Here is an 18,070-nt window from a genome sequence, read left to right as displayed (position 1 = left end):
CCGCCGAGCGTCGGGCGGGGCCGTGAGGATGGAGCGGGGTGACTCAGAGGGCGGTGACGTTCTCCGCCTGGGGGCCCTTGGGGCCCTGGGTCACGTCGAAGCTCACGCGCTGGTTCTCGTCCAGGCTCTTGTAGCCCTGGGTCTGGATCGCGGAGAAGTGCACGAAGACGTCGGCGCCGCCGCCGTCCTGGGTGATGAAGCCGAAGCCCTTCTCGGCGTTGAACCACTTCACGGTGCCCTCGGTCATGAGGATTTCCTTTCGGTCGTGCCACGTCGCGGCGACGTGCCGCACGTGCTGGCTGAAAACATCTGGTACTGCCTGATGTCCAGCGGAACCGAAGACCAAGAGCGTAAAGATGTACCACCGCCATGATCGGCGGCTGTGGGGAGGACCAGCCTCCTTCAACAGGTTTGAGACTAGCGGTCCGAGGCGCTGGAACCCAAGGCCTCGCGGTAGAACTCCACATGTTCACCTGCGGCGGCGTCCCAGGTGTAGGTCGCAGCCAGTGCCTGCCCGGCGGAGGCGGCCGGGCGATCGCGGAGCACGGCGGCCAGCGCGTCGGCGATCGCCGGCACGTCGACGGCGAAGCGCACGGCACCCTCGAAGACCTCGCGCAGCACGGGCAGGTCGCGCGCCACGACCGGGACGCCGGCCGCCAGCGCCTCCATCGCGGCCAGCCCGAACCCCTCCTGCGTGGAGACGAACCCGAGGGCGGCGGCCTCGGCCACCAGGGCAGGGAGCTTGGGGTCGTCCACCGGGCCGAGCACGGTCGGCGGGGTGGGCAGGTCGCGGGCGCGGGCGTCGAAGGCGGTGCGGTAGTCGCGGTAGTCGAAGAGGGTCTCGCCACCGCCGAACACGAGGCGGACGTCGGCGAGGTCGGGGTGAGCGCCCACCATCCGCGCGTGCGCCTCGAGCAGGTCGATGCTGCCCTTGCGCGGCTCGATGCCGCCGAGGGCCAGCACGTAGCGGCCGCCGATCCGCTCGCGCCACCGTGCTCGGCCGGGGGCGTCGTCCACGGCGGCGACGAAGCGGGCGGCGTCCACGCCGTTGGGGATGACGGTGGGCGTGAGGCCCCAACCGGCGCGCACCTCCTCGGCCACGGCCGCCGAGACGCAGATGCGCGCCGACGGTGCTGTGACGGCCCGCTCGTGGCACGCGGCCAGCGCGGGGGTCGTGAAGTGGTCGAGGTGGTGGATCGTGCGCAGGCAGGGCAGCGCGGCGTTGGTGCTGATGCAGTCCTGAGCGTGGACGACGTCGTAGTCGCCGCGCGCGGCCGCGAAGGCCGCCTTCAGCACGGCGATCGAGCGCACGATCCGGTCACCGACGTCCTCGCCCTCGCGGGCCTCGAACGGCACCGCGTGCACGCCGACGCGCGGGTCGACGGCGCGGAAGAAGGCGGTGTCGCCGCCGCGCGCCAGGGTCCACACGTCGACCCGGTCGACCCCGCCCGCCGGCCCCCGCCGGGCCAGCGCCTCCGCGAGCGCCAGCGTGTGGACGACGCCCCCGCGCGGCTTCGTGGAGTAGGTCAGCAGCGCGATCCTCACGGCGCCTCCGGCCCGTCCGACCCATCCGGCCCGTCTAACCCGTCCGACCCGTCCGGCCCGCCCATCCCGTCCGTCCCGGCGGTCCTGGGCGCGGGTCCGTCGTGGGCCCGCAGCCCCCGGTAGGCGGTCGGCGCCCGCTCGGCCAGGTGGTGCAGCACGCGCCGCGCCCGGGCCAGTTCGAGGCCGACGTCGACCTCCGCGACCGCCATCCCGCCCTTGGAGGAGGTGCGGGCGAGCACGTCGCCGCCCGGCCCCACCACCTTGGCCTGGCCCAGGAAGCGCAGCCCGCCGCTCACCCCGGTCTGGTTCGACGACACCCACACCACCTGGTTCTCGGCGGCGCGGGCGCAGTCGTAGAGGTCGAAGAGGCGCGACTGGCGGTCCTGCGGCAGCCGGGAGGCGCGGTCGGTGACCGAGGCGGGCCAGGCGGAGAGGCAGGCCAGCACCTCGGCGCCGTCCAGGGCCAGGGAGCGGGCGGCCTCGGGGAAGGTCTTGTCGTAGTCGATGAGCAGGCCCAGGCGCCCCACCGGGGTGTCGAAGGCGGCGAACTCCTCGCCCGCGTCGTACACCAGCGACTCGCCGGCCGGTCGGTGCACCTTGCGGTGGCGTCCGAGCACGCCGTCGCCGTTCACGCAGAGCGCCGTGTTGAACAGCCGCAGCCGGCCGTCGACCACGCTCTCCTCGGTGTAGCCGAGGCACACCACCATCGATCCGGCCAGGGCGCGCACCCGCTGCACCTCCCACGAGTCCTCGTGCAGACCGGGCGGCACGGCCCCGGGATCGGGGCGCCGCAGGTCGGTGAGGTAGCCGCCGAGGGTGGCGTCGGGCAGCACCAGCAGGTGGACGCCGGCCGCGCGGGCGTCGTCCACGATGCCCTCGAGCTTGGCCAGCGCGCGGGTGAGGTCGCGGCCGAAGTGGGCGGCCACCGCCCCGATCCGCACCGGTCCCCGGCCCACCGACCGGACCTCAGCGCGCCAGTGCGAGCGGGCCGGGCGAGCGCCGACGGGCCAGCGCGGAGGCGGGCTCGATGATCGAGGCGCTCGTGTCGCGCCCGACGACCAGTCCGGTCACGTGCTCGGCGTCGGCGGCGATGCCGAGGAAGCGGCCCGAGCCCCAGGTGTGCAGCCACGGCAGCCCGAGGAAGTACAGGCCGGGCAGCGACGTGGCACCGCGCACGTGGGTCGGGCGACCGTGGCCGTCGAAGACGCCGGCACCCACCCAGCTGTAGTCGGGTCGGTAGCCGATGGCCCACAGCACGGTCGAGACGCCGGCCTCGGCGAGGTCGAGCGACGTCGGATCGGCGGCGGGGCGCCACACCGGCTCGTAGGGCTCGGCGGGGGGCGCGGTGATGCCGCGGGCCTCGATGTGGCGGTCGATGTCGCGGCAGATCGAGCGGTACACGTCGTCCGCGGCGTCGAGGGCGGCCGTGAGGTCGGCGCGGAAGCTCAGCGAGGTGCCGCGGCCGCCCTCGAGCAGCCCGTAGAGCGCCATGCCCTCCTGCGCGAAGCGGCGCAGGTCGATGTCGCGCCCGCCGTCGCGGCCGGTGACGTAGTGGTTGGTCTTCTCCCGCGCCGCCAGGCCGCCGGGGTACTGCGCCACGCCCGTGTCGTAGAGGCCCATGTCGGCCAGCCAGGTCATGCAGTCGCGGCCGCGGTGGAAGCGCGCGACGCGCGGGGCGTCGCCCAGCGCCAGGTGCACCCGGCGGCCGGCGAGGTGGAGGTCCTCGGCGATCTGCGAGCCCGACTGGCCCGTGCCCACCACGAGGACGCCGCCCGCGGGCAGCTGCTCGGGGTTGCGGTACTGCGCGGAGTGCAGCTGGTGGACGGAGGGGTCGAGGGCCGGTGCCCACGGCGGCACGATCGGGCGGTGGTAGCCGCCGGTCGCCACGATCACCTGCTCGGACTCCCACAGCTGCGGCCCATCGGGGCCGACCGCCTCGACCCGGAACCCGCCCTCGGCGCCCGGCGTGAGCGACACGACCCGTGTGTGCTCGCGCAGGGGCGGGTCGAAGGTGGCCGCGTAGCCCCCCAGCCACGCGCACACCTCCTCGCGGGTCATGAAGCCGTCGGGGTCGGCCCCGTCGTACTCGTAGCCCGGCAGCCGGCAGTGCCAGTTGGGGGTGACGAGGGTGAAGGAGTCCCACCGGGTGTCGGCCCACTCGTGGGCCGCCGTCCCCGCCTCGAGGACGACGTGCTCCACCCCGTCGCGGGTCAGGAACCAGCTGGCCGACAGACCGGCCTGCCCGCCGCCGATGACGACGACACGGGTGCGGTGGGTCGTGCCGGGTGTCGCGTCGGGGGTGCTGCTCACGGGGTCTCCTGGGGCAGAGCGGGAAGAGCGGACAGATCGGGCAGCGGGGGATGCAGGCGCAGGACGGTGATCTCGGCGTCCGGCGCGAACCGGTCGGCGAGGTCGTCGATACCGGCGAGGCTCGCCGCGGCCGAGGTGCAGGCGAAGCCGTAACGGGCGCGCACCCGCTCGCTGGCGATGCCCAGCGCGGTGGCGGCGCGCTCGCGGAAGTCGGCCACCGGGTAGCGGGCCCCCTCGGCGAGGTGGTCGTGGACGACCAGGGACGGCGAGTAGTGCTCGGCCACGCGCCCGTCGGGCCAGCGCACGGTGAAGGTCATCTCAGGCATGGGCCACCAGCTGCCCGCCGAGCGCCGCATAGGCCTCGGGACGACGGTCGCCGAGGTGGAACATCGCGCGTCGCGCCTCCTCGAGGGCGCTCGCGACGTCGAGCTCGGCCACTGCGAGGCCGGCGTCGAGGCCGGTGGTGGCCAGCACGTCGCCGCCGGGGCCCACCACCTTGGCGTTGGCCACGAAGCGCAACCGCCCGAAGGTGCCGTGCTGGTTGGCGGCGAGCCACACGACCTGGTTCTCGAGGGCGCGGGCGGCGTCGAAGAGGTTGAAGCGTCGAGTCCACCGGTCGTCGGCCAGGGAGGCGGCGCTCGCGGTGCGCGAGGCCGGCCACGCCGAGATGCACGCGACGATCTCGGCTCCGTCGAGCGCGAGGGCTCGGGCCGCCTCGGGGAAGGCCTTGTCGTAGCAGATCAGCATGCCGAGGCGCCCGGCCGGAGTGTCGACGCAGCCGAACTCCGAGCCGGCCGCGTAGAACAGCGACTCGCCCAGCGGCTGGTGGACCTTGCGGTGGGCGCCGAGCACCCCGTCACCGCTCACCGCCACGGCGGTGTTGTAGCGATCGGTGCCGTCGGACTCGCACAGCCCCACCACCACGGTCATCTCCCGCGCGAGCGCGGCGACGCGACGCAGCTCGGGGCCGTCGAGGTCCATCACCGGCGGCAGGTCGGCCGGCCGCTCGTCGTGGCTGCCGTCGCGTCCTGCGCCGAGCGCCGAGAGGTAGCCGCCAAGACAGGCCTCGGGCAGCGCCAGCACCCGGACGTCGCGCGCGCGGGCCGCGGTGATCAGCTCGCCGATCTGCGCCAGGTTCTGCTCGACGTCGCGACCGAAGCCGGCGCAGGCCGCGGCCACCGCTCCCTGCTGCGCGCTCATGCCGCACCGAGCCCGGTGACGGTGTCGGCGATGGCCTCGGTGACGGTGCCGTCGGGCCAGCGCAGGCCGACACCTCGGCCCGGCACGAGCTCGCCGATCACCGCCGTGTCGAGGTGCTCGGGCAGGGCGGCGAGCGTGGCGTCGTCCGGGCGGTGCGACTCGGCGGTGAGCATCGCGAACCCGGGGAAGCAGGTGAACCAGTCGGCCGTGCGTGCGCCGCGGGGAGTGGGCACGGCGGCGACGTCCACGACCGCCCGGCAGCCGCTCGCCTCGGCGAGCATGCCGGCCGTGCCGATCAGGCCGCTCATGCTCACGTCCTTCGCCGCGGTGGGCGCCAGGATGGGCACGACGCCGGCCTGCGCCCGGAGCTGGGCGGAGGTGCGGTGGGAGGTGGAGTCCCACTGGCCGCCGGTGTAGCCCGGTCGCCAGGCACCGCCGAGGTCGGCGGTCAGTCGCAGCTGCTGGCCGGGTGCGCCGCCACCGCCCGCAACGGGAGCGCCGGTGCGACCCAGCGCGGTGACGGCGAGCTGCCCGGGGACGCCGAACTGCGTGTGGCCGCCGAGCACCGGCACGCCGTACGCCTCGGCCGCCGCGGTGAGGCCGCGCAGGATGCGGCGGGCGAAGGAGGCGTCGCGGGCGCCGACGGCGTCGAGCAGCCCCACCGGGGTGGCGCCCATCGCGGCGAGGTCGTTGACGTTGACCAGCACGCTGCACCAGCCCGCCCACTCGGGGTCGCGCTCGACCATGCTCGGCAGGATCGCGTCGCACGCGGCGACGAGGTCGCTGCCCGGCACCGGTGCCCCGTCGTCCCCGAGGAACCCGCGGGGGGCTCCGGCGGCGGCGTCCTCGAGCACGCTGGCGAGGGCGGCCTTGGTGGCGTCGGCGAGCGCCTGGATGCGGCCGATCGGCCACTCGAGGCGCACGTGCGGGGTGGCGTGGAGCACGAGGTGCTCGCGGAGCTGCCAGCCCAGGCGCGCGAAGAGCCGTTCGTTCTGCGCCTGCACGGTGGCGTCGAAGCGCAGTGCGCCCGAGGCCTCGGCGAGCGCGCACGCGGCGCGCACGAGGGTGGCGCCGACGCCGAGGAAGGAGCGGGCCTCCGGGGCCACCGCGAGGCGGCTGCCGCGCCACCAGCCGAGGTCGGGCTCGCCCGGAGCCGCCATCGGATGGATGCGGACGCCGCCGAGCACCTCGCCCTCGGGGGAGAGCGCCAGCAGGGCGCGGGTGCGCGGGTCGAGGTCGTGCTCGTCGGCATCGGAGCGGGCGAAGAGCCCCTGCTCGGCCACGAACACCGCACGTCGCAGCTCGCGGTAGGCGGTGAGGTCGGCGCCCGCGGCCTCCCGCACGACGAACGGCTCGGGAGCCGGCACGTCGGGGCGCGGTGCGCCGGCGAGGATGACGTCGTCCACGGGGTCGAGGGCGCCCACGATCGCAGGGGTGCTCACGCCGGCACCCCCGTCGCGCAGGAGCGCTGCGTCGCGCCCTGGGCGGCTCCCAGCGCCGAGCACGCGCCGCACGCCGCGCAGCCGGCCGACTGGTCGGCGCCGCTCATGCCGGCCTTGGCGAGCGCGGCGGCCACCCGGCTGGTGACGTCGTAGACGACCTCGCGCGGCGGGGCCGGCACGTCGTCCACCTCCTTGGCGAGCGTGCCCGCCAGCGGCCGGTACGGGACGACGACGGGGTAGACGCCCATCGCGATGAGCTCCTCGCAGCCCGCGACGAGCTCGTCGGGGTCCTCGCCGAGCCCGACGAGGATGTAGGTGGAGACCTGGTTCCACCCGAAGATCCGCACGGCCTCGGCCCAGGCGGCCCGGTACTCGCTCATCGGCACCGAGCCCTTGCCGGGCATCCAGCGCAGCCGGGCGGCGTCGTCCAGCGACTCGACGTGGATGCCGATGCTGCGGGCGCCGGCGTCGTAGAGCTCCTGCAGTGATGCGAGGTCGCCGGGCGGCTCGATCTGCACCTGGATCGGCAGGTCGGGCACGGCCTCGCGCACCGCGCGCACGCAGCGGGCGAGGTGGGTGGCGCCGCGGTCGCGGCCGGTGGAGGTGCCGGTGGTCATCACCATCTGGCGCACGCCGTCGAGCTCGACCGCGGCCCTCGCCACCTCGGCGAGCATGGCCGGTGTCTTCACCGCGATCGTGGCCTCGCTGCGCAGCGACTCCTCGATCGCGCAGAACCGGCAGCGGGTGTCCTCGTCGTAGCGCGAGCAGGTCTGCACCACCGTGGTGGCGAGGACGTCGGCGGAGTGCAGGCGCGCGATCTTCTCGTAGGGCACGCCCTCGGACGTGGTGAGGTCGTAGAACCGCGGGCGCGCCACGGCCTCGACGCCCATACCGGTGTCGGCGCCGTCGAGGAGCAGCCGCCCGCCGCGCACCGAGTAGGGGGAGCGGGGGTTGAGGGGGATGGCCGCGCCGACCCCGTCCAGCAGGACGTGGCCGTCGTCGCTGGGCCCGGCACCGGCGCGGCGCGCCACGGGAGCCTCCAGCAGCCGGATGCCGGCGATGGCGACGTCCACGCGGGTCGAGGTGCGAGCGTCGCGGGCGGCGGTGCCGTGCGGGAGCGGGGTCGGCGTGGTCATCGCAGCCGGCTCAGAGGTTGTAGGTGGAGTTGATGATGGCGCCCTTGCGGGCGTAGTGGATGAGGGCGTCCTGCACGTCGAGGGGGTGGGTCGGGATGACGCCCTCGATGAGGTCCTCCTCGCGCAGGCCGTGCAGCGACAGGCCGAAGCGGCAGCAGTAGACGGTGCCGCCCTCGCTGATGAAGGTCTCGATGGAGCCGTTGGTGTTGAGCTCGCCCGGGAAGCCCGCATCGCCCGTGGTCGGGAAGCCGCGGGTCTGCATGCAGGCGAGCGTGCCGGGGCCGTAGAAGTAGATCGCCGACTCGAAGCCCTTCCGCAGGGCGCGGGTGGCCTGCAGGATCGCGACGAAGCTCACCGATGACTCGTGCGGGATGCCGTGGATGAGGGTGAAGTAGGTCTCGCCGTCCTCGGCCTGGAAGTCGGGGAACACCTTCGTGGAGCCGTAGAGGTTGGTGCCCTTCGGCTGCGAGGGGTGCGGGATCTCGGCGAGCGAGGCCTCGATGTTGGCCTTGATCTGGGCGTCGATGTCGGAGAGGTCGGACACGGGAGCTCCTTGCGGTCGGTGCTGCGGTGAGGTGTTGCGGTGGGGTGCTGCGGGCTGGTGCGGGTGGTGCCGGTCAGGTCCCGTAGAGGGACTCGAAGTTGCCCCGGAAGAGCGCGGCGATGAGCTCGGGGTCGTCGGTGGCGGCGGCCAGGCGGGCGTACTCGCCGGCGTGGTCGCCCCAGGGGGTGTCGGTGGCGAACAGGACGCGGTCGTGGCCGATGCCGCGCCGCTCGATCTCGGCGCACAGCCAGGTGGGGGCGAAGCCGATCGCCCAGCTGGTGTCGGTGTAGACCTGCAGCCCGCGCTCGATCCAGTCGAAGAACAGCCCGCCGATGAGCTTGAGGTGGCCGCTCATGCCCCCGCCGAGGTGCACGAGGTGGATGCGGACGTCGGTGCCGTAGCGCTCGACGAGCCTCGCGATCTGGTCGATGTCGCTCGCCGCGCCCGGCGAGGTGTGCACGTGGACGACGAGCCTGTGCGCCGCCGCGGTGGTGAAGATCCGGTCGATCTCCTCGGCCGAGTCGGGGTCGTCCACGCCGCCGCCGAGCAGGAAGCTCGTCTTCAGCGCCGCGACCCCGCTCTCGGTGGCCAGCGCCAGCGCGGCGATGTTGCGGGCGGCGTCCGAGGCTTTGGGGGAGACCCACAGGCCGCAGCGCACGCGGTCGTCGGTTTGCGCCGCCTCGAGGGCGAGGTGGTTGAGGCCGAAGGCGACGTCGGGGTCGGGCACCCCGTAGTTGGGGAGCACCAGCGTGCGCTCGGTGCCCTCGGAGTCGAGGTCGGCGAAGAACTCCTTCACCGTCGCGCGGGCCGTGGTGTCGGGGCTGATCGGAGGCCCGCCGTAGAAGCCGTACGCCGGCAACCGGCCGATGTGGCGGTGCGCGTCGTGCGTCGAGGACGGGGTGCGGGCCATGCGAGAAGTCCACCGCGCGGTTGTTTCGGATTGGTTCCGGGAGGAATGCGGGGTGCTACCCGGTCCGTAAGGGATGGGTAACGGCCGGGTCGACCGCCCGGCGCGTGCGATCACGCGCGTCGGGGTACCGGCCCGCGTCCGGTCGTGTTGTCCGGGCGGCAGGCACCCGACGGGAGGAGCAGCGATGGGGCGCACCGACAGCGGTGCCCACGCGCCGTCGGCGGCTGCCGAGGCGTTCGCCGCGCTGAGCCAGGACCTCCTCAGCGACCTCGACGAGGCGGCGACGCTCCGGCGCGTGTGCGCCCGGGCCCTGGAGATCGTGCCGGGCGCCGACCTCGCCGCCGTCACCGTGCGCCGCCGTCGTGGACGACTGGCCACCCTGGCCCACACCGACCGGCTCGCCGCGTGGGCCGACGACCTGCAGTACGAGCTGCGCGAGGGGCCGTGCGTCGACTCGGCGCTCGAGGGCACCTCGTTCGTCGTCCCCTCGCTCTCCGACGACCCGCGCTGGCCGGCGTGGTCGCAGGCGGTGAGCAGGGAGGGGATCGCCAGCCTGGTCAGCGTCGACCTTCCCGCTCCCGCTTGGCACCCACGCTCCGAGCCGCTGGGCGCGCTCAACCTCTACGGGTTGCGCCCCCGGGCCGTGGACGACGACGCCTTGGCCAGGGCGCGGATCTTCGCCGTCCATGCGGCCACGGCGTTCGCCACTGCACGCCGCACCGCGTCGCTCGAGGAGGCGGTCGAGGCGCGCCACCGCATCGGTGTGGCGCAGGGGCTGCTCATGGCACGCTTCGAGATCGACGCCGAGCGGGCCTTCGAGCTGATGCGCCGCGTCGCCGGCGCCGAGGGCCGCAAGCTGCGCGACGTCGCCGCCCACGTCGTCGCCACGGGGGACCTGCCGGGGACGCTGGCCACGAGCGCGCAGGAGGACTAGGTTGGCGAGGGTTCGGAAGTTCTTGGAAAAACCCGCTGTCGCCCCGGTGTGATCCGCTCCGCACCGGGCATCGCGAACCTCGACCGGCGTCGTCGTACGCCGTGGAGCGCATCAGAGCACCAGCGCACCAGAGCACCAGCACAGACTCGCTGAAGCCACCGGCGGTCCAGACGTCCACTTCCTCGGGAGTAACGCCATGGCTCGCACCACCTCGTTCTCGAACCCCTTCTCCGACATCACCCCCGACCGTCGCAGGGCACTCACCACCGAGCTCTTCGACCGCATCGCCCGGCTCGACGCCTGCGACGGGCCGACCGGCGAGCAGACCGGCGAGCGGACCGCCGAGCAGACCGCCGAGGAGCGCGAGCGCCTCCTCGACGAGGTCGTGCTCGTCAATCTCTGCGTGGCCCACGCCATCGCCCGCCGCTACCGCGACCGCGGGATCGCGGTCGAGGACCTCGAGCAGGTGGCCGGCGCCGCCCTCGTGCGCGCCGCCCACCACTTCGACCTCGCGCACGAGCGGGATTTCCTCGCCTACGCGGTGCCGAGCATCCGCGGCGAGGTCCGCCGCCACTTCCGCGACCAGGGCTGGATGGTGCGGCCCCCGCGCCGACTGCAGCAGCTGCGGCTGAAGGTGCTCGACGAGCAGGACCGCCAGCGTGGTGAGGGGATGCGACCCACCGCGGAGAGCGTGGCCGAGGCCCTCGGCCTCACCTCGGAGGAGGTGCGCGAGGCCCTCGCCACCGAGGGCTGCTTCACCCCCACCTCGCTCGATCTGCGGGTCGGCGACGACGGCACCGCCTCCCTCGGCGACCTGCTGGCCGACCCCGGCACCGAGGCGGACGCCTCGGCGATCGAGGCACGGGTGGTGCTGCGGCCGGTGCTGCGCCGGCTGAAGCCCCGCGACCAGCGGCTGCTGCGCCTGCGCTTCCACGACGACCTCACCCAGCAGGAGATCGCCGACGACTTCGGCGTCACCCAGACGCAGGTCTCGCGGCTGTTGCTGCGGGTGCTGCGCGACCTGCGCGAAGCACTCGACGACCCCGCCGAGCCCGCCGAGCCCGCCACGCTCTCGGGCGACGCGGCGCCGGTCGCCCCGTCGTCGAGCCGGTCGCCCGCCCAGCAGGCCTGACGGGACCCCGTGCCCGCGACCCCCACCGACGTCCACCTGCCCGATGCGCTGCCGGTGCTGCCGGGGCTCGTGCTCTCGGCCCGCTACGCCCTCACCGGCACCGCACCGCTCAACCGCGGCGACACCCTCGACGCGGTGGCGCTGCCGGAGGGCCGGGTCGGGCTCGTGGTCGGCGACGTCGTGGGCGCGGGGTTCGCCGCTGCGATCGCCGCCACCCAGCTGCGCACCGTCGCCCGCGAGCGGCTGATGGCCGGCGCCGACGCCGCCACCGCCGTGCGGGCGCTGCACCGCTTCGCCGACCACGTGCCGGACCTGCGCGGTGCGACGGTGGCGGTCGTCGTCCTCGACGCGGGGCAGGGGTGGCTGGAGGCGGTCACGGCCGGTCATCCCGCTCCGGTGCTGTGCGACGACACGCGCCCGCCCCGGCGGGTGGTGGCCCCAGCGTCCGGGCCGGGCGGGCGCGGCCGCGGTCGACCACTCGGGGCAGGTGGAGCGGTGCGGGCGATCCGCCTGCCGCTGACGCCCTCGACGTCGGTGCTGCTGCACACCGACGGGCTGACGCGCGCCCACGGCGTCACGCCGGCGATCGAGCGGCTGCTGGGACGCCCTGACGAACGTTCCGGGGACCTGAGCTCCGCGCACGACCGGGCCGATCGGGGGTGCGAGCGGTTGCTGGCGGCCGCCCCCGGCGACGACGACGCCGTGGTGCTGCTGGCCCGTCGGGTCGCGCCGCCGCCGGAGCTCGCGATCGAGGTGCCCGCGATCACCGGTGGTCCGCGGGCGCTCGTCGCGCGCCTGGGCTCGTGGCTCGACGCCGTGGGTGCAGGGCTCGGCGACCGCATCGCGCTCGCCCACGCCGTGCGCGAGCTGGCCGACAACGTCGTCGTCCACGCCTACCGCGGCGCCGGCCTCCAAGCGCGACCGCGCACGCTGCGCCTGCACGCCGTCCTCGAGGACGACGGCCGCGTGCGCCTGCAGGTGACCGACCGCGGCCGGTGGCGCGCGCCCGGGCAATGCGATCCGGATCGGCTCGCGGAGACCGGGGCGGGGCGCGGGCTGGTGATGGCCGTGGGCCTCGTCGACGACCTGCGCGTGCGGCGCTCCGGCGCCGGCACCGAGGTCGAGCTGCTGCACCGGCTGTGCCGCCCGGTCTCGCTCTACTCGTCGGCAGAGCTCGACCCCGATCCCGATCGTGCATCCGCCGACCCTTCCGCTCCGCCGGCCGAGCTGGACACGCGGGTGAGCTCGGGCCAGCTGGCGGTCAGCGGCCCCGTGGACGACGCCACGGTCGACGACCTGCGCACCGCGCTCGTGCGCGCCACGTCGGCCGGCACGAGCGACGCCGTGGTCGACCTCTCGGGCCTCACCGCGCTCGGGAGTCCAGGAGTGCAGGCGCTCCTGGTGGCCGAGCGCCGCTGCCGCCGCTCGGGTTCGCGCCTGCGGGTGGTGGCCGCGCCCGGCTGCCCGGCGGCGCGGGTGCTCGACATCCTGGACCTCCCGGCGGGTCTGCGCCTCTGACCCGTCGTCACGCGGTCCGAGGCGGCTACGCGTCGTCCGCGCCCGCCCGCCGGTGCAGCAGCTTGTGGGTGCTGTCGCACCAAGGGGCGATCCGGGAACGGCCGCACGCGCACAGCGCGACCACGGGCCGCGTCACGCGGTGCAGCTGGCCGTCGGTGTCGGCGACAATGCTGGCGCCCCTCACCAGGGTGGGCCGGATCGGAGCGCGGTCGTCCTCAGCGGTCACGCCGCACCCCCGGCGCCGCGGCCGACGGACGGGTCGCGCCAGCGCTGCAGGAGCACGTCGGCCGCATGGCCGTCGACGGCCTGGCAGGCGGCCGCGCCGAGCAGCACGTCGTCCGCGAGCTCGGGGCGGTGGCGCACGAGCGCACCGGCCAGCTGCTCGAGGGCGATCTCCTCGTGCACCGAGTCGGCCTCCACGTGCTCCTCGAAGTAGGCCGCCACGGCGGGCGGCAGGTCGAGGCGGTGGGCGCCGAGTGCGATGAGGCGGCACGGCAGCGCGCTGGTGGCCTCGAAGGCGGCGAGGTGGCCGACCGCCGCGCCGCGCAGACGCCGGTGCAGGGCGAGGAGCGACATCGTGGCGACGCTCGCGAGCACGGCGGGCTCGGTGGTGGCCACGTGGTCGAAGCGATCGGTCGACAGTCCGGCGGCGCGCAGCGCCTCGGTGAAGAGCAGCGAGTGGCGACGCCCGGGATCCCCCGACCCGTACTCGTCGTGCTGCAGGGCCGCGAAGGCCGTCTGCGCCGGCCCCTCGATGCGCGGCAGGGCGAAGGACTGCGGGTCCGACTCGCGCAAATGGTAGGCAGCGCGCTGGGCGAGGTGGTCGAGGTACTGCTCGCGGGTCGCGCGCGAGCCGAGGAACCGGGCCAGGGGCGAGGGGCCCTCGGCGGCCGTCATCGCCCGCAGCCGCTCCACGACCTGGCGGGCGCGCTCATCGGCGCTCGCCCCGCGGTCGGCGGGCAGGGCGTGCTCGACGAGCAGGGGCGCGGCGACCGCCCGGACGGCGTCCTCGAGTCGTGCCTCGAGTCGCGCGCGGACGGCGAGCAGCGCCGGGTGCCACTCGACGGCGGCGTCGACGCCGGGCAGGTCGGAGTAGTGCGGCTCGTAGGCGAGCCACAGCGCGCGCTGCAGGTCGGCGTCATCGAGCACCGCGTGCGGGTCGCGGGCGGCCGCCAGGCGGCGCTCGTGGTGGTCGGGCAGCAGCGCGGGCAGCGCGTCGAGCGCGTCGCGGCGGGTGGTCTCGTCGCCGGCGAGCACGTGGACGACGAGCGCCGTGAGAGGTCCGTCGACCGGCATCGGTAGCCGCGCACCCGGGTGGGCAGCGGGTGGGCGGAACAGCGCGCGCGTGGCGCCAGGGGAGCGGTGGACGTTGGGAACGGTACGGCCAGGCGGCACGGGACTCCTCGAGACGTGGGAGGCGCCGGGTACCCCCGGTCCGGGGCGGGCATGCGCCCGGTGTGCGGCGGGGTACCGCGTCTCCATGGCCGACGACGAGCAGTCCGCGACCCCCTTCCCCGCCCAGCAGCAGGAGCCTCCCGGTCTCACCGGGGCGATGACGCCCCCGCCCGACCACGGCGAGCAGAGCTATGTCGGGCACGGCCGACTCGAGGGTCAGGTGGCGCTGGTGACCGGCGGCGACTCCGGCATCGGACGCGCGGTCTGCCTGGCCTACGCCCGCGAGGGCGCCGACGTCGCGTTCACGGCCCTGCCCGAGGAGGCCGAGGACGCCGAGGCGACCGCAGCGCTCGTGCGGGAGGCGGGGCGGCGCTGCCTGCCGATCGAGGCCGACCTGCGCGAGAGCACCACCTGCTCGGCGGTGGTCGAGCAGGTGGTGGCCGAGCTCGGCGGGCTCGACGTCCTGGTCAACAACGCGGGCTACCAGATGGCCCGCGACCACGACCTCGCCGACCTCGATGACGAGCGCATCGACCGCACGTTCAAGACCAACCTGTACGCCCTGCTGTGGCTGGTGCGCGCGGCAGTGCCGCACCTCCAGCGCCGACCAGGATGCATCGTCAACAACAGCTCCATCCAGGCCTTCCAGCCCTCGACCACGCTGCTCGACTACGCCGCCACCAAGGCGGCGATCAACAACCTCACCGTCAACCTCGCCGCGCAGCTGGGCGAGCAGGGCATCCGCGTCAACGCCGTGGCTCCCGGTCCGATCTGGACGCCGCTGCAGCCCGCCACGCAGGAGCCCGAGAAGGTCGAGCGGTTCGGTGTCGACACGCCGCTCGGGCGAGCGGGCCAGCCCGCCGAGGTGGCCCCCGCCTTCGTCTTCCTCGCCTCGCCGGCCGATGCTTCGTACGTGTCGGGCACGGTGCTCGGCGTCACCGGCGGCAAGCCGGTCTTCTGACCACCGTGCGCACTCGTTGCCGCAGGGCTGGGTCGGGGTACCGCCCGGCATGGACGACCAGCACACGCTGACCACCCGCCGCACCGACATCGACGGCCTCGCCATCGCCTGGGACGCCCGCGTCCTCGAACCCCGCCCGTGGACGGCGCAGCAGGCCGCCTGGCTCGCCGAGTTCGCGGACGACGCACCCTCCGGCCCGATCCTCGAGCTGTGCTGCGGCGCCGGCCACATCGGCCTGCTCGCCGCGCGAGCCACCGGTCGGGGTCTGGTGCAGGTCGACCGTGACGAGGCGGCCACCGGTTACGCCCTCGCCAACGCGGCGGCAGCGGGGATCGGGGCCGACGTCCGCTGCGGCGACGTCGCCGCCGCGCTCGCGCCGGGCGAGGTGTTCGGGCTGGTGCTCGCCGACCCGCCGTGGCTGCGCACCGACCAGCTCGACCGCTTCCCCGACGACCCCACCGGCGCCGTGGACGGCGGCCTCGACGGTCTCGAGGCGATCCGGGCCGTGGTGGCCGCCGCCACCGCCCACACGGCCCCTCGAGGGCACCTGGTCGTGCAGGTCGGCACGCCCGACCAGGTCGACGCGGTGCGCGCGCTGCTTGCCGAGCAAAGCAACGGCTGGCAGGTGCACCCCACCGACGGCGTGCGCGACCTGCGACCGGGTGGCGTGCTCGTGCACGTCGTCCGCGCGGCGGGGCCGGTGCCGCAGGGCCGCTAGCCCGGTGGTCGACTGCCGTCGACCGGAGCCGGGAGGCGCTCGCCGGAGTCCACTCGCGGGGTGGGACGATCGGGGCCCGACGGAGGGGGAAGCATGGAGATCGTCGCCCGGTGGCGCGCGCTCGTCGCGTCCTCAGCCTCTCTCGACCTCGAATCCTGGGAGCGCGAGCACGCCGGGCTCGTCGCCGCGACCGCGGCGATCCTGGAGCAGGGCGGCCCGGATCGGGACGAGGTCATCGCCGCCTTCCGCGCCGCCCGAGGCGTGGACGAGGAGCTCCGGTCGGCACTCGCCGGGGTCCTCCTGCCGGCCCCCGGCCTGGCGCTGGAGGATCCCGAGGCCCTGCTCGACCACCCGGAGGTCCGGCCGATCGCGGGCCTGATCCGCATCCGGCCGGCGCTCGCGCTCACCGTCCTGCGGCAGAGCGATCAGCAGGTGGACGTGGAGATCCATCGGTCGTGGTTCGCGGGCTCCCCGGCGCAGATCGCCTGCGTCGACGGTGGTGCGCCCGCCCCTGAGGTGGACCTGGCTCCTCGACGCCCGGACGGCAGACCGCTGACGCACGTGCTCCAGGTGGACCTTCGCGCCGAGAGCCGCAACCAGGGCGCGGATCGCCTCGCCGGTGCCGGGTTGCCGGACGACGGCATCCTGAACCTCTTCCACGATCTCGAGACGCTCGGCACGCAGGCGCACGACGATCCGAGCGCGTGGCGGGTGACCTGGCGCGCCGTCCCCGACGACGACGTGGCGCTCGTGCCACCCCGCGACCCGGCAACGCCGCCGGCGGTCCTGCTGAATCCGCAGATGATGCTGACGATCGAACGGCCGGCGGATCGTTCGCAGCTCGGTGGCGAGGACGCCGAGCGGCTCGCGCGCCTGTCGGCCCTGGTCGAGGCGCACCCGTACGACTCGAACCCGCCCTTCGACCCGGTCGGCGACCTCGACGACCACTTCGATGAGGCGGTGGGCGATGAGGCCGATCCTCCCTGCCCGTGGGACGACGACTTCGTGCCCGTCGAGCCGCTGTCGCGCATGGGAGGGTTCGGCGAGGCAGGTCACGGCGGCGCGCTGCACGCGGTGCTCCGCGACCGGCTCCCCCTCGAGCCGGGGGACGGCTACGTCCTCCTGCTCGCCGTCAGCCCGAGGGCCGTCGAGAGCGAGCTCGCGACCCTGGCGTCGATGGAGCCGCTGGAGCCGGAGGCCCGGCGCGTCCTCGCGGCACCGCTGGAGGTGTGGGCTCGGGCGCGCGACGGGGCCCGCCGCGACGTCGCGAACGTGTGGTGCTTCCTGGGCGACCGCTGACGATCCGCGGGGGCGGTGCCGAGGGGAGCGGCGGGTTCTCCACAGCCGGCACCGGACTGCGGTGCCGTGCCCGCCTCGCGCGGGGGCGACCGGCTCATCACCCCCGGCGGCGAGGGCACCCCGGGCGTGTCCCAGCTGTGCTTCGCCGAGTTCGCCATCGCCGGCCACGCCGGCACGATCGCCACCCAGCACCGCGCCGGCGACTACCTCGACCTGCGCCACCGCCTGCCCGCCACCTACGCCCACGTCCTCGCCCTGCGCCTCGACCTGTGGGTCGCGGCCAAGATCGCCCGCCTCTCCCGCGCCCTCTCACGCGAGCGCATCGCGATCGTGGACGCCGCCGCCGCCGGCGCCGTCGCCGAAGCCCCCGGACGCATCCTCGCGATCGCCGAGGCCGCGATCATCGAGGCTGACCCCGAAGCCCACCGCGACCGGATCCGCGCGGACGCCGAGAACGTCGGCGTCTGGTCACGCCGCCCCCGCACCGGCGACCGCGTCGAGACCGTCGACGCCGCTTCCGCCACCCGCACTGTGGCCGCCCGCATCAGCGAAGCCGGCACCGAACGACTTCTCGAGACCCTCGAGCACCTCGCCCACGCCATCGCCGCCACCGACGAGGCCCGCGACCTCACCACCGACCAACTGCGGGCCCTGGCCCTCGAACAGCTCGCCGACCCCGCTACCGCCGCCACCCTCCTCGGCCAGATCCCCGACACCAGGGAGCCCGACGAGCCCGACCGGCCCGCCGCACCGCCACCAGCACCACCGGGCAAGCGCCCCCCGCGACGCTCAGCCACGATCGTCGTGCACGGCCACGCCGAGGTCCTCGCCGGCCGCCGCGACGCCCCCGGACGCGTCGCAGGCCTCGGACCGGGCGCTGCGCAGGCGCTTCTCCGCCACCTCCGCCACTGCGCTGACGATGGAGTGATATCCCGTACAGCGGCAATAATTGCCGGAAATATGATCCCGGATCGCGGTGCGATCAGTGGTTGGCGCGCGCTCGAGCAACTCCGCCGCACAGAGCAG

20 protein-coding genes are annotated in these 18,070 nt (G+C 74.9%); 6 read left to right on the top strand and 14 right to left on the bottom strand.

Features of this window, described 5'->3' with window-relative positions; genetic code table 11:
• Positions 1–43: 43 nt before the first annotated feature.
• From ACERUN_RS09695 to ACERUN_RS09650, 10 genes are all read right to left on the bottom strand, one after another.
• Positions 44–247 carry a cold-shock protein gene (locus ACERUN_RS09695; RefSeq protein ID WP_370289705.1) on the bottom strand — a complete coding sequence of 68 codons (204 nt, stop codon included), beginning with the start codon at positions 245–247 and terminating at the stop codon, positions 44–46.
• A gap of 170 nt (positions 248–417) precedes the next feature.
• Entirely contained in the window at positions 418–1,545 is a 1,128-nt protein-coding gene (locus ACERUN_RS09690; protein WP_370289703.1) for an MSMEG_0565 family glycosyltransferase, read from the bottom strand.
• On the bottom strand, positions 1,542–2,471 hold the full coding sequence (locus tag ACERUN_RS09685) for a carbon-nitrogen hydrolase family protein (protein ID WP_370289702.1): 930 nt from the start codon (positions 2,469–2,471) through the stop codon (positions 1,542–1,544). Before ACERUN_RS09685 ends, ACERUN_RS09690 begins: the two co-directional genes overlap by 4 nt.
• A gap of 40 nt (positions 2,472–2,511) precedes the next feature.
• The gene (locus ACERUN_RS09680) at positions 2,512–3,855 is read right to left on the bottom strand and encodes an MSMEG_0569 family flavin-dependent oxidoreductase (RefSeq protein ID WP_370289701.1); all 1,344 of its coding nucleotides are present in this window, start codon (positions 3,853–3,855) and stop codon (positions 2,512–2,514) included.
• The gene (locus ACERUN_RS09675) at positions 3,852–4,181 is read right to left on the bottom strand and encodes an MSMEG_0570 family nitrogen starvation response protein (protein WP_370289700.1); all 330 of its coding nucleotides are present in this window, start codon (positions 4,179–4,181) and stop codon (positions 3,852–3,854) included. The genes ACERUN_RS09680 and ACERUN_RS09675 overlap by 4 nt, the downstream gene beginning before the upstream one ends.
• Complete coding sequence (locus tag ACERUN_RS09670; RefSeq protein WP_370289699.1) at positions 4,174–5,055, bottom strand: carbon-nitrogen hydrolase family protein; 882 nt, start codon at positions 5,053–5,055, stop codon at positions 4,174–4,176. The genes ACERUN_RS09675 and ACERUN_RS09670 overlap by 8 nt, the downstream gene beginning before the upstream one ends.
• Complete coding sequence (locus ACERUN_RS09665) at positions 5,052–6,497, bottom strand: MSMEG_0567/sll0787 family protein (protein WP_370289698.1); 1,446 nt, start codon at positions 6,495–6,497, stop codon at positions 5,052–5,054. The genes ACERUN_RS09670 and ACERUN_RS09665 overlap by 4 nt, the downstream gene beginning before the upstream one ends.
• Complete coding sequence (locus ACERUN_RS09660) at positions 6,494–7,633, bottom strand: MSMEG_0568 family radical SAM protein (RefSeq protein WP_370289697.1); 1,140 nt, start codon at positions 7,631–7,633, stop codon at positions 6,494–6,496. The genes ACERUN_RS09665 and ACERUN_RS09660 overlap by 4 nt, the downstream gene beginning before the upstream one ends.
• A 10-nt stretch (positions 7,634–7,643) precedes the next feature.
• Complete coding sequence (locus ACERUN_RS09655) at positions 7,644–8,177, bottom strand: MSMEG_0572/Sll0783 family nitrogen starvation response protein (protein WP_370289696.1); 534 nt, start codon at positions 8,175–8,177, stop codon at positions 7,644–7,646.
• 73 nt (positions 8,178–8,250) lie between these two features.
• Positions 8,251–9,087 (bottom strand): amidohydrolase family protein, encoded by an 837-nt coding sequence (locus ACERUN_RS09650; RefSeq protein ID WP_370289695.1) that lies wholly within the window; start codon positions 9,085–9,087, stop codon positions 8,251–8,253.
• 184 nt (positions 9,088–9,271) lie between these two features.
• Here ACERUN_RS09650 and ACERUN_RS09645 point away from each other — a divergent pair, with 184 nt between their 5' ends.
• The 3 genes from ACERUN_RS09645 to ACERUN_RS09635 all read left to right on the top strand — a co-directional run bounded on the left by ACERUN_RS09645 (position 9,272) and on the right by ACERUN_RS09635 (position 12,671).
• Complete coding sequence (locus ACERUN_RS09645) at positions 9,272–10,021, top strand: GAF and ANTAR domain-containing protein (RefSeq protein ID WP_370289694.1); 750 nt, start codon at positions 9,272–9,274, stop codon at positions 10,019–10,021.
• A gap of 196 nt (positions 10,022–10,217) precedes the next feature.
• A complete protein-coding gene (locus ACERUN_RS09640; protein WP_370289693.1) occupies positions 10,218–11,153 on the top strand; it encodes a sigma-70 family RNA polymerase sigma factor in 936 nt (311 codons plus the stop codon).
• Between the two features lie 9 nt (positions 11,154–11,162).
• On the top strand, positions 11,163–12,671 hold the full coding sequence (locus ACERUN_RS09635; protein ID WP_370289692.1) for a SpoIIE family protein phosphatase: 1,509 nt from the start codon (positions 11,163–11,165) through the stop codon (positions 12,669–12,671).
• Positions 12,672–12,696: 25 nt separating this feature from the next.
• Here the strand turns inward: ACERUN_RS09635 and ACERUN_RS09630 are convergent, their stop codons facing one another.
• Positions 12,697–12,897: a CDGSH iron-sulfur domain-containing protein gene (locus ACERUN_RS09630; RefSeq protein ID WP_372740697.1), complete on the bottom strand. Its 201-nt coding sequence runs from the start codon at positions 12,895–12,897 to the stop codon at positions 12,697–12,699.
• Complete coding sequence (locus ACERUN_RS09625; RefSeq protein ID WP_370289691.1) at positions 12,894–13,967, bottom strand: iron-containing redox enzyme family protein; 1,074 nt, start codon at positions 13,965–13,967, stop codon at positions 12,894–12,896. The genes ACERUN_RS09630 and ACERUN_RS09625 overlap by 4 nt, the downstream gene beginning before the upstream one ends.
• A 184-nt stretch (positions 13,968–14,151) precedes the next feature.
• Here ACERUN_RS09625 and ACERUN_RS09620 point away from each other — a divergent pair, with 184 nt between their 5' ends.
• The 3 genes from ACERUN_RS09620 to ACERUN_RS09610 all read left to right on the top strand — a co-directional run bounded on the left by ACERUN_RS09620 (position 14,152) and on the right by ACERUN_RS09610 (position 17,044).
• Positions 14,152–15,027: an SDR family oxidoreductase gene (locus tag ACERUN_RS09620; RefSeq protein ID WP_370289690.1), complete on the top strand. Its 876-nt coding sequence runs from the start codon at positions 14,152–14,154 to the stop codon at positions 15,025–15,027.
• 49 nt (positions 15,028–15,076) lie between these two features.
• Positions 15,077–15,745, top strand: coding sequence for a methyltransferase (locus ACERUN_RS09615; protein WP_370289689.1), 669 nt, complete (start codon positions 15,077–15,079; stop codon positions 15,743–15,745).
• Between the two features lie 93 nt (positions 15,746–15,838).
• Positions 15,839–17,044 carry a hypothetical protein gene (locus ACERUN_RS09610; RefSeq protein WP_370289688.1) on the top strand — a complete coding sequence of 402 codons (1,206 nt, stop codon included), beginning with the start codon at positions 15,839–15,841 and terminating at the stop codon, positions 17,042–17,044.
• Between the two features lie 468 nt (positions 17,045–17,512).
• Here the strand turns inward: ACERUN_RS09610 and ACERUN_RS09605 are convergent, their stop codons facing one another.
• The gene (locus ACERUN_RS09605) at positions 17,513–17,686 is read right to left on the bottom strand and encodes a hypothetical protein (RefSeq protein WP_370289687.1); all 174 of its coding nucleotides are present in this window, start codon (positions 17,684–17,686) and stop codon (positions 17,513–17,515) included.
• A gap of 147 nt (positions 17,687–17,833) precedes the next feature.
• Positions 17,834–18,052 (bottom strand): 2Fe-2S iron-sulfur cluster-binding protein, encoded by a 219-nt coding sequence (locus ACERUN_RS09600; RefSeq protein ID WP_370289707.1) that lies wholly within the window; start codon positions 18,050–18,052, stop codon positions 17,834–17,836.
• Positions 18,053–18,070: the final 18 nt, after the last annotated feature.

Source organism: Nocardioides sp. (genome assembly GCF_964229035.1).
Classification (GTDB): domain Bacteria; phylum Actinomycetota; class Actinomycetes; order Propionibacteriales; family Nocardioidaceae; genus Nocardioides.
The sequence above is the reverse complement of the archived record's forward strand: the minus strand, read 5'-3'. Positions and strand labels throughout refer to the sequence as shown.

Excerpts from the sequence above, each read along its gene's own strand:
- ACERUN_RS09610 (WP_370289688.1), top strand. The coding sequence starts at position 15,839 with ATGGAGATCGTCGCCCGGTGGCGCGCGCTCGTCGCGTCCTCAGCCTCT.
- ACERUN_RS09645 (WP_370289694.1), top strand. The coding sequence starts at position 9,272 with ATGGGGCGCACCGACAGCGGTGCCCACGCGCCGTCGGCGGCTGCCGAG.
- ACERUN_RS09670 (WP_370289699.1), bottom strand. The coding sequence starts at position 5,055 with ATGAGCGCGCAGCAGGGAGCGGTGGCCGCGGCCTGCGCCGGCTTCGGT.
- ACERUN_RS09660 (WP_370289697.1), bottom strand. The coding sequence starts at position 7,633 with ATGACCACGCCGACCCCGCTCCCGCACGGCACCGCCGCCCGCGACGCT.
- ACERUN_RS09620 (WP_370289690.1), top strand. The coding sequence starts at position 14,152 with ATGGCCGACGACGAGCAGTCCGCGACCCCCTTCCCCGCCCAGCAGCAG.
- ACERUN_RS09650 (WP_370289695.1), bottom strand. The coding sequence starts at position 9,087 with ATGGCCCGCACCCCGTCCTCGACGCACGACGCGCACCGCCACATCGGC.
- ACERUN_RS09615 (WP_370289689.1), top strand. The coding sequence starts at position 15,077 with ATGGACGACCAGCACACGCTGACCACCCGCCGCACCGACATCGACGGC.
- ACERUN_RS09695 (WP_370289705.1), bottom strand. The coding sequence starts at position 247 with ATGACCGAGGGCACCGTGAAGTGGTTCAACGCCGAGAAGGGCTTCGGC.
- ACERUN_RS09675 (WP_370289700.1), bottom strand. The coding sequence starts at position 4,181 with ATGCCTGAGATGACCTTCACCGTGCGCTGGCCCGACGGGCGCGTGGCC.
- ACERUN_RS09640 (WP_370289693.1), top strand. The coding sequence starts at position 10,218 with ATGGCTCGCACCACCTCGTTCTCGAACCCCTTCTCCGACATCACCCCC.
- ACERUN_RS09625 (WP_370289691.1), bottom strand. The coding sequence starts at position 13,967 with ATGCCGGTCGACGGACCTCTCACGGCGCTCGTCGTCCACGTGCTCGCC.